Source organism: Kitasatospora sp. NPDC087315 (assembly GCF_044744345.1).
Taxonomy (GTDB): Bacteria; Actinomycetota; Actinomycetes; order Streptomycetales; family Streptomycetaceae; genus Kitasatospora.
Genome location: NZ_JBIUYD010000015.1, coordinates 206,808 through 220,086 on the forward strand (window position 1 = coordinate 206,808; position 13,279 = coordinate 220,086).

Annotated in this window: 9 protein-coding genes and 1 pseudogene; 5 read left to right on the forward strand and 5 right to left on the reverse strand. The window is 73.3% G+C overall.

The window, feature by feature from the left end; genetic code table 11:
- Positions 1-156: 156 nt before the first annotated feature.
- From ACIO5D_RS22810 to pdhA, 3 genes are all read right to left on the reverse strand, one after another.
- Positions 157-1,530, reverse strand: a complete 1,374-nt coding sequence (locus ACIO5D_RS22810; protein ID WP_400797331.1) for a dihydrolipoamide acetyltransferase family protein — start codon at positions 1,528-1,530, stop codon at positions 157-159.
- Positions 1,531-1,535: 5 nt separating this feature from the next.
- Entirely contained in the window at positions 1,536-2,525 is a 990-nt protein-coding gene (locus ACIO5D_RS22815) for an alpha-ketoacid dehydrogenase subunit beta (RefSeq protein ID WP_400758106.1), read from the reverse strand.
- A 95-nt stretch (positions 2,526-2,620) separates the two neighbouring features.
- Complete coding sequence (gene pdhA, locus ACIO5D_RS22820; protein WP_400654142.1) at positions 2,621-3,763, reverse strand: pyruvate dehydrogenase (acetyl-transferring) E1 component subunit alpha; 1,143 nt, start codon at positions 3,761-3,763, stop codon at positions 2,621-2,623.
- A 149-nt stretch (positions 3,764-3,912) separates the two neighbouring features.
- Here pdhA and ACIO5D_RS22825 point away from each other — a divergent pair, with 149 nt between their 5' ends.
- The gene (locus ACIO5D_RS22825) at positions 3,913-4,374 is read left to right on the forward strand and encodes an Lrp/AsnC family transcriptional regulator (protein ID WP_400654140.1); all 462 of its coding nucleotides are present in this window, start codon (positions 3,913-3,915) and stop codon (positions 4,372-4,374) included.
- Positions 4,375-4,576: 202 nt separating this feature from the next.
- On the opposite strand, the gene ACIO5D_RS22830 is transcribed toward ACIO5D_RS22825, so the two are convergent.
- A complete protein-coding gene (locus ACIO5D_RS22830) occupies positions 4,577-5,161 on the reverse strand; it encodes a TetR/AcrR family transcriptional regulator (RefSeq protein WP_363613949.1) in 585 nt (194 codons plus the stop codon).
- Positions 5,162-5,426: 265 nt separating this feature from the next.
- Here ACIO5D_RS22830 and ACIO5D_RS22835 point away from each other — a divergent pair, with 265 nt between their 5' ends.
- The 3 genes from ACIO5D_RS22835 (at position 5,427) to ACIO5D_RS22845 (ending at position 10,170) form a co-directional block, all read left to right on the forward strand.
- Entirely contained in the window at positions 5,427-6,557 is a 1,131-nt protein-coding gene (locus tag ACIO5D_RS22835) for a hypothetical protein (RefSeq protein WP_400654138.1), read from the forward strand.
- 196 nt (positions 6,558-6,753) lie between these two features.
- The gene (gene paaN / locus ACIO5D_RS22840; protein WP_363613945.1) at positions 6,754-8,454 is read left to right on the forward strand and encodes a phenylacetic acid degradation protein PaaN; all 1,701 of its coding nucleotides are present in this window, start codon (positions 6,754-6,756) and stop codon (positions 8,452-8,454) included.
- A 186-nt stretch (positions 8,455-8,640) separates the two neighbouring features.
- On the forward strand, positions 8,641-10,170 hold the full coding sequence (locus ACIO5D_RS22845) for an FAD-dependent monooxygenase (protein ID WP_363613943.1): 1,530 nt from the start codon (positions 8,641-8,643) through the stop codon (positions 10,168-10,170).
- Between the two features lie 211 nt (positions 10,171-10,381).
- Here ACIO5D_RS22845 and ACIO5D_RS22850 read toward each other — a convergent pair.
- Positions 10,382-10,864 (reverse strand): annotated as a pseudogene (locus ACIO5D_RS22850) (CGNR zinc finger domain-containing protein); the annotation flags it as partial.
- Positions 10,865-10,967: 103 nt separating this feature from the next.
- Between ACIO5D_RS22850 and ACIO5D_RS22855 the strand changes: the two are divergent.
- On the forward strand, positions 10,968-13,130 hold the full coding sequence (locus tag ACIO5D_RS22855) for a protease pro-enzyme activation domain-containing protein (protein WP_400797318.1): 2,163 nt from the start codon (positions 10,968-10,970) through the stop codon (positions 13,128-13,130).
- Positions 13,131-13,279 lie beyond the last annotated feature (149 nt).

Below are 13,279 nucleotides of genomic sequence, written 5' to 3' on the forward strand. Positions count from 1 at the left end.
TCCGACGAATCACGCGAAGCCCGGACACCCGGCCCCCGTACGCGCTACTCTCGCCCGATCCATGGCCGTCCTGGGGCGAACTGCCCCCAGGACGGCCACCGCGACCACGAAGGGCCGCCGTGACCACCGCCGCCGTGGCGGTCACAGCCATGGCGGTCACAGCCTGCGCAGCAACGTCCCCGGCTGCTCGACGCAGTCCGCGACGAACCGCAGGAACCCGCCCGCGGTACCGCCGTCGCAGACCCGGTGGTCGAAGGTGAACGACAGCTGGGTCACCTCGCGCACCGCCAACTCGCCCTCGTGCACCCAGGGTCTGGCGACGATCCGGCCGACGCCGAGCATCGCCGCCTCGGGGTGGTTGAGGATCGGGGTGGAGCCGTCCACGCCGAACACCCCGTAATTGTTCAGGGTGAACGTCCCGCCGGTCAGCTCGGCCGGGGTGAGCGAGCCCGACCGGGCCGCCTCGGTCAACCTGCCGAGTTCGGCGCCGAGTTCCTCGGTGGTCCGCAGCTGTGCGTCCCGCACCACCGGGACGACCAGCCCGCGGTCCCCCTGGGCGGCGAAGCCCAGGTGCACGGCGGAGTGCCGAAGGATTCCGGAACCGTCCTCCGTCACACTGGAGTTGAGCTCCGGGAAGCGGCCCAGCGCCACCGTGCAGATCCGGGCGAGCAGCGCCAGCACGCTCACCTTCGGCCCCGGCGCGGCGTTCAACTGCCGCCTGAGCGCCATCAGTCCGGTGGCGTCGGCGTCCACCCAGCAGGTCGCGGCGGGGATCTCCCGGTGGCTGCGGGTGAGCTTCTCCGCCACCGCCCGGCGCAGCCCGCGCAGCGGGACGACGCCCTCCACCGCCGGAGCGACCGGGGAAGCCAGGGAAGCCGGGGAGACCGCGGATACCACGGCCAGCGCCGCCACCGCCCGGTCCACATCCACCCGCATGATCAGCCCGTCCGGCCCGCTGCCGGTCAGCGCCGCCAGATCGATGCCGTGCTCCCGGGCGGTACGCCGGACCAGCGGCGAGATCACCGGCACCACGGCGGGCCCCGCCGCGGTCACCGGAGCCGGCACGGTCACCGGATCGGCCACGGCCACCCGGGCCGCCGCCACCGCGGGAGCGGCCCCCGCAGGAGCCACCGGCGGTCGAACCGGTCCCCCGACCCGGCGCCGCCGACCGCCCCGGTCGGGCTCGGCCACGCCGTACCCGACCAGCGGCCGCTCCAGCGCCGTGGCGGTCTCCCCGGCCGAAGCCGCCCCACCGGTCAACGGCTCACCCGGCTCACCGACGGCGGGCGCCACCGCGACCGTCACCAGCGGCGCGCCGACCGCCACCTCCTCACCCGGCTCGCCGTACCGGGCGGTGACCACCCCGCCGTACGGGCAGGGCACCTCCACCACGGCCTTGGCCGTCTCCACCTCCACCACCGGCTGGTCGACCGCGATCACCTCACCGACCTCGACCATCCAGCGCACCACCTCCGCCCCGGTGAGCCCCTCACCGAGGTCGGGCAGGGTGAACTCGCGCACGACCGGCATCATCCTCAGTCCTCCCACTGCAACCGGGCGACCGCGTCCAGGATCCGGTCCACCCCGGGGAGGTGGTGGTGCTCCAGCATCGGCGGCGGGTACGGGATGTCGAAGCCGGTGACCCGCAGTACGGGGGCGGCCAGATGGTGGAAGCAGCGCTCGGTGACCCGCGCGGCGATCTCCGCGCCGGTGCCGCCGAAGCCGGTCGCCTCGTGCACCACCACGGCCCGGCCGAGCGAACGCACCACCCGGCAGACCGTCTCGTCGTCGAACGGCACCAGAGTGCGCAGGTCCAGCACCGCGAGGTCCCACCCCTCGGCCTTCGCCACCTCGGCCGCCTCCAGGCAGACCGGCAGCGAGGGCCCGTAGGTGATCAGGACGGCGGAGCTGCCGGTGCGCCGCAGCACGGCCCGGCCGATCGGCTCGACCGGCGCCGCCGGGTCGAACCCGGCCTTGCCCCAGTAGAGCCGCTTGGGCTCCAGGAAGATCACCGGATCGTCGGAGGCGATCGAGGCGCGCAGCAGCCCGTACGCGTCGGCCACCGTCGCCGGGGTGACCACGTGCAGGCCGGGGGTGCTGGTGTAGTACGCCTCGGAGGCGTCGCTGTGGTGCTCGACGCCGCCGATCCCGCCGCCGTACGGGATGCGGACGGTGATCGGCAGCGGCAGCCGGCCGGCCGTCCGGTTGCGCATCTTGGCGACGTGCGAGAAGAGCTGCTCCAGCGCCGGGTAGGCGAAGGCGTCGAACTGCATCTCCACCACCGGGCGCAGCCCGTACATCGCCATGCCGACGGCGGTGCCGAGGATGCCGGCCTCGGCCAGCGGGGTGTCCAGGCAGCGGTCGGGGCCGAACTCGGCGGTCAGCCCGTCGGTGATCCGGAAGACGCCGCCGAGGGCGCCGACGTCCTCGCCGAGCACGTGCACCGCCGGGTCCGCGCGCATGGCGTCCCGCAGCGCGGAGTTGAGCGCCTGCGCCATGCTCACCGTGGTCGGCATGGTCGGCATGGTCGGTGTCGCCGGTGTCGCCGGTGTGGCCACGGTGCTCTTCCTGGTCGCCGGTGTCGCTGCGGCCGCCGCACGAGCGGCGACGGAGGCCTCGTTCATCGGTGCCCCACCTCGGCCTCGGCGGCCAGTTCGGCGGCCAGCTGGTCGGCCTGCTCCCGCAGTTGCGGGGTGGGCTCGGCGAAGACGTGGGTGAACAGCGACATCGGGTCCAGCTCGGCGTCGGCGTGGAACTCGGCCCGCATCCGGGCCGCCAGCGCCTCCGCCTCGTCGGCGGCGTCCTGCACCAGCGTGTCGTCCAGCACGCCGAGTTCGCGCAGTGCGCGCTCCATCAGCAGGATCGGGTCGTGCTCCCGCCAGGCGGCCACCTCGGTGTCGTCCCGGTAGCGGGTGGCATCGTCGGCGTTGGTGTGCGCCTCGATCCGGTAGGTGAGCGCCTCGACCAGGGTCGGTCCGCCGCCGGCCCGGGCCCGCTCGACCGCCTCGGTCAGCACGCTGTGCACGGCGGGCGCGTCGTTGCCGTCCACCAGGCGGCCCGGTATGCCGTAGCCGACGGCCTTGTGGGCCAGGGTGGGCGCGGCGGACTGCGCGGTGAGCGGGACGGAGATGGCGTAGCCGTTGTTCTGCACCAGGAAGACCACCGGGGCCTGGAGCACCGCGGCGAAGTTCAGCGCCTCGTGGAAGTCGCCCTCGCTGGTGCCGCCGTCACCGAGCAGCGCCAGCGCGACCACCGGCTCGCCGCCCAGCCGTGCGGCGTGCGCCAGCCCGACGGCGTGCGGGGCCTGGGTGGCCAGCGGCGTGCAGAGCGGCGCCGTACGGACGGCGCGCGGGTCGTAGCCGGTGTGGGCGTTGCCGCGCAGCAGGGTCAGCGCCTCCAGCGGGTCGACGCCCCGGGAGACCACGGCGAGGGTGTCGCGGTAGCTGGGGAAGAGCCAGTCCTGCTCGCCGAGCGCCAGCGCGGCCGCGACCTGGCAGGCCTCCTGGCCGGTGGAGGCCGGGTAGACGGCCAGCCGGCCCTGCTTGGTGAGGGTGGTCGCCTGCTGGTTGTAGCGGCGGCCGACCACCAGGCGGCGGTACAGCTCGCGCAGCAGCGCGGGGTCGTACTTCTCCAGCGCGGGGGTGCCGAGCACGCGGACGGGCGAGACGTCCGGGAGCAGCGGGGCCGGGTCGGTGCGCGGGGCGGTCGCCCCGGGCAGCCAGCCGGGCACCGCCGTGTGGTGTCTGTGGTCGAGAACGGTCATCTCGGGGCACCTCCTGGGGTGGCGGGGGCTCCCTACCGATTGTTCGGTCGTCTGTTCATCTTGACCAGAACCATGACAAGGTGGTGGACAATCGGCCCGGGGGGCGGTCGACTGATGGCAGTACGTCCAATCAGGGAGGGTGGGGGGTCATGTCGACTGAACAGACGTCCAGACTCGACCGTGTCGACCGGTCGATCCTGCGGCTGCTGCAGCAGGACGGTCGCGCCTCCATCCGCTCGGTGGCCGAGCGGGTGCATGTGTCCAGGGCCAATGCGTACGCCCGGATATCAAGGATGGTCGAGGACGGCGTCATTCGCGGCTTCACCGCCCGCGTGGACCACGAAAGGGCAGGTCAGGGCGCATCCGCGTACATCACCCTGAAGATCGTCCAGAACTCCTGGCGGACGGTGCGGGAGCAGCTTCTGGAGCTGCCCGGGGTGGCGCACATCGCCCTGGTCGGCGGCGACTTCGACGTCATCCTGCTGGTGCACACCGCCGACAACCACGCCCTGCGCGAGCTGGTGCTGAACCGCATCCAGTCGATCCCCCAGGTGCTCGGCACCCGGACCATGCTGGTCTTCGAGGAGACCGACCAGGTGCCGCCGGTCTAGCTAGTCCGCCCGCTCGCCTCCGGGGCGCGCTGTGTTTTCGCCCGCTCGCCTCCGGGGCGCTCTGGTCCGGTGCCGACGGTCGTCGCTCCAAGGCCCCTCGTTCCTCGGGGCCTCCTCGCTCCTTCCTTTCGGCACCGGCGCGCCCCTTCGGCTCGGGGCGGGTAGGGGCGGGTGGGGGGCGGGCGGGTAGGGCCGGGGACGGCTAGCGGGCCCGCAGTCCGTCGAAGGCCAGGTGGACCACCGCGTCCGCGACGCCGTCGGCCGCCTTGAGCCCCGGCCGGTACCACTCCACGATCGAGTTGATCATGCCGAAGAGCAGCCGGGTGGCCAGCCGGGGCTCGACGTCCGCCCGTAGCGCGCCGTCGGCCACGGCGGCCCGCAGCAGCTCGGCGACCTGGTGGTCGAACTCCCGGCGCCGCTCCAGCGCCCACTGCTCGGTGACCGTGTTGCCCCGCACCCGCAGCAGCAGGGTGACGTACGGCAGCTCGGCCAGCAGCACCTCGGCGGTCCGCCGCACCACGTGCTCCAGCCGCTCCACGGCCGGGCCGGTCACCGCAGCCGGCTCGGCGAGGATCGCGAACAGCCCGTCCAGGGCCCGGCCGACGGCCAGCCTCAGCAGCTCCTCCTTGCCGCGCACATGGTGGTAGATGGAGGACTTGGAGATGCCGGCCGCCCGCGACAGGTCTTCCATCGAGGTGCCGTCGTAACCGCGCTCGTTGAAGACGTCGACGGTCACCGCGAGCAGCGACTCCACGGTGTAGGCGGTACGCGTGGTGTGATCGGCCATCCTCCGAGTATCCCCGCCCTCACTCCACCGGACGCGGTCGGGTCCATCGGTCCGCACCGGTGAAACACCCCAGGGCCTAGACTCTCCGGACGATCGTCCATGGCCAGCAGGGGTGGGGTCCAGTCTGATGAGCGCAATACCGGCAGTCGCGTCCGACGTGCCCGAGCAGCGCAGCGAGAAACCGGATGCGGCGCCGGGGCACGGCTGGCGCGAGCGTGCCCGGGGCCTGGCCGTGAGATTCGGGCCGGCCGTGTGGTGTTACGCCGTGCTCAAGCTGATCGGCTTCACCGTTTTCATGAAGCTGCTCTCGTTCTCCGGCGAGTACCTCAAGAAGCACCCGCGCTTCGGCGGTGGCGCCAACCCCTGGGACGTGCTGGCCACCTGGGACGGCTGGTGGTACCAGCAGGTCGCCGAGTTCGGCTACCACCCTGCGCTGGTGGTGATCCCCGGCGGGACGCCGGGCTTCACCATCGAGCAGAACTCGGCCGCCTTCTTCCCGCTCTACCCGGGCCTGATGCGGCTGGTCTCGGACACCACCGGCCTCGGTCTGTACGGCGCCGGGATGCTGGTCTCGGTGGTGGCCTCGCTGTTCGCCGCCGCCGGGATCTACGCGGTGGTCGAGAAGATGGCGGGCGCCCGGGCCGGTGTGATCGCGGCCGGCATCTGGGCGATCGCCCCGGGCTCCGGCGCCGAGTGGGCGCTCTACTCCGACTCGTCCTTCGTCGCGCTCGCCGCCTGGGCCTGCTACTGCGTGATGACCAAGCAGTGGGTCGCCGCCGGGGCGCTCACCCTGGTCGCCGGCCTCAACCGGCCGACCTCGGCGGCGCTGATCGGCGCGGTCGGCCTGGCCGCGCTGGTCGAGCTGTACCGGCGGGAGAGCGGGATCGCCAGGCCGCTGGCCGCGCTGCTGATGGCCCCCGTGGGCCTGCTCGGCTACGTCGGCTGGGTCGGCTGGCGGATGGGCGACTGGGGCGGCTACTTCAAGCTCCAGCACGACGCCTGGCTGCACTACTTCGACTTCGGCAAGGGCACCTACAAGGCGATCCGCGGGGTACTGCTGGGCCGGAGCGACTACCCGTTCGCCTTCCCGGTCGCCGATCTGCTGGCGACGCTGATCGTGCTCTCGCTGCCGGTGCTGATCGTGCTGATGATCCGGCTGCGCCCGCCGCTGGTGCTGACCGCCTACACGCTGGCCACGATCGTGTCGGTGCTCGGCAGCCTGGGCATCTTCGGCAATGTCTCGCGGTATCTGCTGCCCGCGTTCCCGCTGTTCATCGCGCTGGCGGTGGGCATGCGCAAGCTCAGCTGGCCGGTGCTGGCCACGGTGCTCGGCACCGGCGCCGTCGCCTCCGGCTGGTTCGGCGGGTACGTCATCTTCGAACTCGGCATCCCGTAGACCGGCGACCCGCGGACCGACGGCCCCACGACTCCACGGCCGGTCGACCGGCAGCCTGTTCCCGCGCGGGGCGCGTCCACTCCGGACGCGCCCCGCGCGTTTTTCGCGTGTTCCGGCGCCGCACACCCCCTTGAGCCGACCGATCGTTCGGTTACTCTGGGACGTGTCCCGTCCTCCCCTCTGAGGAGCGCACACGATGTCCGCAGCGGTCACCCACCCCCTCGTCGCCGAACTGGCCGAACGCCACCAGGCCACCCTGGACGCCGCGCTCGCCGCCGCCGCCGAACGCGACTACTGGTCGCCCTACCCCGAGTTCCCGAAGGCCTACGGCGAGAGCGGCGCCGAGGACGGCAAGGCGGCCTTCGAGGCCCTGCTGAACAAGCCGTTCGCGCTCGACGGCCACCCCGCCGACGGTGACCTGATCGGCGGCGAGGTCTCCCCGTACGGCCTCGAACTGGGCATCGGCTACCCGCACGCCGGGCCGGACGCGCTGATCGCCGCCCTGCGCGCCGCCCAGCCCGGGTGGGCCGCCGCCGGGCCGCTCGCCCGCGCCGCCGTCTGCCTGGAGATCCTGGCCCGGATCAACGCCCGCTCGCACGAGTTCGCGCACGCCGTGATGCACACCACCGGGCAGGCCTACGGCATGGCCTTCCAGGCGGGCGGCCCGCACGCCCAGGACCGCGGCCTGGAGGCGGTCGCCTACGCCTACGCCGAGCAGACCCGGCTGCCGCGGAGCGCCGGCTGGACCAAGCCCCAGGGCAAGCGCGACCCGCTGGTGATGACCAAGGAGTTCACCGTCGTGCCGCGCGGCGTCGCGCTGCTGATCGGCTGCAACACCTTCCCCACCTGGAACGGCTACCCGGGCCTGTTCGCCTCGCTGGCCACCGGCAACCCGGTCCTGGTCAAGCCGCACCCGCGGGCCGTGCTGCCGCTCGCCCTCACCGTCCGGACCGCCCGCGAGGTGCTCGCCGAGGCCGGCTTCGACCCCAACCTGGTCTGCCTCGCCCCCGAGCACGAGGGCGGCACCGTCGCCCAGCTGCTCGCCGTGCGGCCGGAGGTCAGGCTGATCGACTACACCGGCTCCACCGCCTTCGGCGACTGGCTGGAGGAGAACGCCCGGCAGGCCCAGGTGTACACCGAGAAGGCCGGCGTCAACACCGTCGTCATCGACTCCACCGACGACTACCGGGGCATGCTGAACAACCTGGCCTTCTCGCTCTCGCTCTACAGCGGCCAGATGTGCACCACCCCGCAGAACCTGCTGATCCCGCGCACCGGCATCGACACCGACCAGGGTGCCAAGCCGTACGACCAGGTGGTCGCCGACCTCGCCGCCGCCATCGACGGCCTGCTCTCCGACGACGCGCGGGCCGCCGCCGTCCTGGGCGCCGTGGTCAACCCCGGTGTGCTCCAGCGCTCGGTCGCCGCGGCCGCCGGGGAGTACGGCGAACTCGCGCTGGCCCCGCGCGTGGTGGCCTCGCCCGAGTTCCCCGCCGCGACCGTCCGCACCCCGGCGCTGGTCACGCTGGACGCCGACAAGCCGGACGACCGGGCGGTCTTCCACAGCGAGTGCTTCGGCCCGGTGTCGTTCGCCGTCGCGGTGGAGTCCACCGCCGCCGCGATCGAGCTGCTGCACTCCACGGTCCGGTCCCAGGGCGCGATGACGGCCTCCGCCTACACCACCTCGCCCGAGGTCGAGACCGCGCTGGTCGAGGCCGCGCTGGACGCCGGCGTCTCGCTCTCGCTCAACCTCACCGGCGGGGTGTACGCCAACCAGACCGCCGCGTTCTCGGACCTGCACGGCACCGGCGCCAACCCGGCCGCCAACTCCGCCTACTGCGACGGCGCCTTCGTCGCCAACCGGTTCCGCACCGTCGAGGTCCGCCGGCACGGCTGACGGCCGCACCACCCGGCCACACCGATCAACCGCACCGATCGGCCGCGGCACATCGGTACCGGGCTCCGGCGGGCACGCGCCGCCGGGGCCCGGAGATTCACAGTCCCGCCCGGGGCAGCGATGATGGTGTCCGGGAGAACGCTGAGAGCGGCGTTCAGCCTTCGTCCGAGCACCGGGAGCTGACACATGACCGCGAAGCAGATCGGCACCGACGTCCTCATCGTCGGCGCCGGACCGACCGGCCTGCTGCTGGCCGGTGACCTGGCCGCCGCCGGGGTCCGGGTCACCGTCCTGGAGAAGCGCGGCGCCGAGTCCAACCTCACCCGGGCCTTCGCCGTGCACGCCCGCAGCCTGGAGCTGCTGGACGCCCGCGGGCTGGCCGACGAGCTGATCGCCACCGGCCGTCCGCTCAGCTCGCTGCGGCTCTTCGACCGGCTGAAGGTCGACCTCGGCCAGCTCCCGACCCGCTTCCCGTTCGTCCTGGTCACCCCGCAGTACCAGACCGAACGCCTGCTCCAGGAGCGCGCGCTGAAGGCCGGCGCGACCATCCTGCGCGGCACCGAGGTGACCGGGCTGCGCCAGGACGCCGAGGGCGTCACGATCGAGGCCCGCTCCCGTCCTTCGGGCGAGGAGAACCCCGTGGGCGGCACCACCGTCACCCACCGGGCCCGCTACGCGGTCGGTGCCGACGGTGTCCACTCCGCCGTCCGCGACCTGCTCGGCATCCCCTTCCCCGGCGAGTCCGTGGTCAACTCCGTGATGCTGGGCGACGTCCGGCTGGAACGCGAGCCCGACGAGGCGGTTGTCGTCGGCGCCGCCGAGAACGGTTTCGCCTTCCTCGCGCCGTTCGGCGACGGCTGGTACCGGGTCATCGCCTGGGACGGCGACGACCAGCGCGCCGACGCCGCCCCGCCCTCGCTCGACCGGATCGCCGCCGTCACCCGCACCGCCCTCGGCGAGGACTACGGCCTGCACGACGCCCGCTGGACCTCCACCTTCCACAGCGACGAGCGCCAGGTCCCCAACTACCGCTCCGGCCGGGTCTTCCTGGCCGGCGACGCCGCGCACTGCCACTCCCCGGCCGGCGGCATGGGCATGAACACCGGCCTCCAGGACGCCGCCAACCTCTCCTGGAAGCTCGCCGCCGCCGTCCGGGGCTGGGCCACCGACGCCCTGCTGGACACCTACCAGACCGAGCGGCACCCGGTCGGCAAGGCCGTCCTGCGCAGCTCCGGCGCGCTGATCCGGCTCGCGCTCGCCCAGTCCGCCCCCACCCGGGCCCTGCGCGGCGCCCTCGCCGCCGTCGCCGAGCACCTCGACCTGGTCACCGAGCGCGGCGCCCGCACCGTCTCCGGCATCGGCATCCACTACGCCGCTCCGAAGGACGCCCACCCGCTGGTCGGCCGACGCGTACCGGACCTGCGGCTGACCGGCCTGCGGCAGGCCCGCGAGGGCGAGCCGGCCCCGCCGGAGCGGCTCGCCGAGGCGCTGCGCGCCGGCCGGTTCGTCCTGGTCAGCAATGACGAGTTGTCCGCCGCCGACCCGTGGGCGGACCGGCTGGTCACCGCCGCGCCCGCCGACCCGCACGGCAAGCTGCGCGACACCGTCCTGCTGATCCGCCCGGACGGCTACGCCGCCTGGGCCGCCGTCGACCCGGGCCACGGCGAACTCCGCGCCGCGCTGGCCCAGTGGCTGGGCGCCCCCACCGACGACTGACCACGCCCCGGCGGGCGCCCGTACTCCCCGGGCGCCCGCCGCCCGGACGGCTCCCGGGCGCCCGCCACGAGGGTCGCCGGGAGCCCCGGCCGTCCCCGGGCACCGCCCGATCGGGCGCGGTGTCCGGGGATCCGCATATCCGCGAGCACTGTCCGCGCGCCTTGTCCGCGTTTCCTGTCCGCAGGCCCTGTCCACGCGCCCGCTCATAGTGCCGCGCCGTCTTCGCCCGATTCCCGCACGCCGCCATGGCACACCACCTCCGACGGCCGTTCCGCGACGTGTCGAAGAAATGCAGAATGCATGCCCCGTGCCCACACCGCCCGATCCGGTGCGGCCCCTGCCGCGGTAGCGCCGCCGGCCCGGCCGGGGAGAGCCGGATCCGGTAGCCGTCCGGCCGGTCGAGCAGGTCGTTCACCGGGGCGCCGGCCCGGCGGGTGTTCAGCAGGTCAAGGGCCGGTGGTCCACCGGTCAACGGCCGGGGACCGCGCGGCTCCGCCACCTGGCGGCCCGTCACCGACCCTCCCCGATTCGCGGTCCGCCGAGTCCGCTCCGGTCCGCCTGAGCGCCTCCTTTCCCGTCCTGACGTGATCCGGTTCCGGATTTCCCGCCATTCACTGTATGAAGGCCCGCACACTCTGTTCTGTTTTCCCCCATTCACAGTTGACTGTTTTTTAGCAACGAATTGCTTGACCATAAGCCAATTCGCACACGGGTTCTGTCATGTTCTAGCCAGCGTTTTCGACCCTGGAACGCCCTGGCCCCGGCCGGCCCCCACGCGCCGGCCAGAGGAGGATCCCGTGCGCCCCCGTTCCCTTGCCCTCGCCGCGGCCCTTGCCGTCCTGCCGCTGACCGCCGTCTCGCTCGGCGTGACCGGCGCGCAGGCCGCTCCCGTCCCCAACGCCTCCGCCCCTCGCGTCTCGCTGCCGGACACCGTGACCCCCGCGGTGGCCCGCTCCGAGAAGAAGGGCGACGTCCCCGCCGACCAGCAGCTCTCGGTGGCCGTCAGCCTGAAGCTGCGCGACACCGCCGGGCTGGACCGCTTCCTCGCCGCTGTCGCCACCCCCGGAACCCCCGAGTACGGCGGGTACCTGACGCCTCAGCAGTTCACCGAGCGCTTCGGCCCGACCCAGGCGGCCGTCGAGCAGGTCAGGTCGTACCTCACCGCCCAGGGCCTGACCGTCTCCGGCGTCAGCGACAACCGCCAGGTGGTCGGCGCGCGCGGCACCGCCGCGCAGATCGCCAAGGCCTTCGGCACCCACGAGAGCGCCTACCTGGACCCGCAGGCACAGCGCGCCTTCTTCGCCAACGACGCGGCCGCCTCCGTCCCGGCCGACCTCGCCGGCGTGGTGCAGGGCGTCTCCGGCCTCAACAACCACACCGTCCGCACCACCCGCCTGGCGAAGCCGCAGGCCGCGGCCGCCCCCAACGCCGCGCCCAACGCCGCGCCCAGCGGCTTCGGCCCGTCCCAGTACGACGGTGCCTACCGGCTGGACAGGACCGGCGCCGACGGTACCGGGGTCACCGTCGCCCTCTGGGAGTTCGACGGCTACAGCTCCACCGACCTGAAGACCTACGACTCCCAGTACGGCCTGACCGGACCGGCCGTCAGCACCGTCTCGGTGGACGGCGCAAGCTACGACTCCGCGCCCGGCGACGGCCAGGGCGAGGTCGAGCTGGACAGCGAGATCGTGCGCGGCGTCGCCCCCAAGGCGACCCAGCTGGTCTACGAGGCGCCCAACAGCGACCAGGGCGAGATCGACATGGCCGCCAAGATCGTCTCGGACAACAAGGTCTCGGTGATCTCCATCTCCTGGGGCTCCTGCGAGCCGGACACCACCGCCTCCTCCATGACGGCCGTGGACAACTCCTTCAAGCAGGCCGCCGCCCAGGGCATCTCGGTCTTCTCCGCCTCCGGCGACGACGGCTCGCGCGACTGCACCCGCTCGACCAGCGGTTCGTCCGTCAAGGCGGTCGACTTCCCGGCGTCCAGCCCGCACCAGACCGGCGTCGGCGGCACCAACCTCAAGGTCTCCGGGACGGGCTACTCCTCGGAGAGCGCCTGGAGCACCGCCGGCGGCGGCGTCTCCACCGTCTTCGCCAGGCCCGCCTGGCAGACCGGCACCGGCGTCAGCGGCACCATGCGCACCGTCCCGGACGTCTCCTCCGACGCCGACCCGGCCAGCGGCTTCGCCATCTACACCGCCGGCGGCTGGCAGGTGTACGGCGGCACCAGCGCGGCCGCGCCGCTCTGGTCCGGCTACGCGGCCCAGTTCGACCAGAAGGCCAAGGCCGCCGGACAGCCGGTCCTCGGCGAGGCCTCCCCCAAGCTGTACGCGGTCGCCAACGGCGGCGGCTACGGCACGGCCTTCCACGACGTCACCACCGGCAAGAACCAGGACTTCCCCGCCAAGGCCGGCTACGACCAGGTCACCGGCTGGGGCAGCCCGATCGCCGACGCCCTGGACACCGCGCTGCTCGGCGGCACCACCCCGCCGCCCTCCGGCGGCTGCACCCCGGCCCAGCTGATCGGCAACGGCGGCTTCGAGAGCGGCGCCGCCGCACCGTGGACGGCGTCCAGCGGCGTCGTCGACAGCAGCACCGGCGAGGCCGCCCACACCGGCTCATGGAAGGCCTGGCTGGACGGCTACGGCAGCAGCCACACCGACACCCTGGCGCAGACCGTCGCCGTCCCGGCCGGCTGCAAGGCCGTCCTCTCGTTCTGGGTCCACGTCGACACCGCCGAGACCGGCTCCACCGCGTACGACAAGCTGACCGTCCAGGCCGGCTCGACCACCCTGGCCACCTACTCCAACGCCGACGCGGCCACCGGCTTCGCGCAGAAGTCCTTCGACCTCTCGACCTTCGCCGGACAGACGGTGACCATCACCTTCACCGGCACCGAGGACTCCTCGCTCAAGACCAGCTTCGTGATCGACGACGCCGCGCTCAACGTCTCCTGACCATCTCCACCCCCACACAGGCGGGGGGGGGCGCCCCCGCCCCCCCCCCCCCAGGGTTTTCGCACCCGTTGAATAAAGATAAAACAGGGGGGCCCCCGCCGGGGCCCAGGGGAAAAGTGCGGCGGGTGTGGTTGCCCATAGACCGGGGC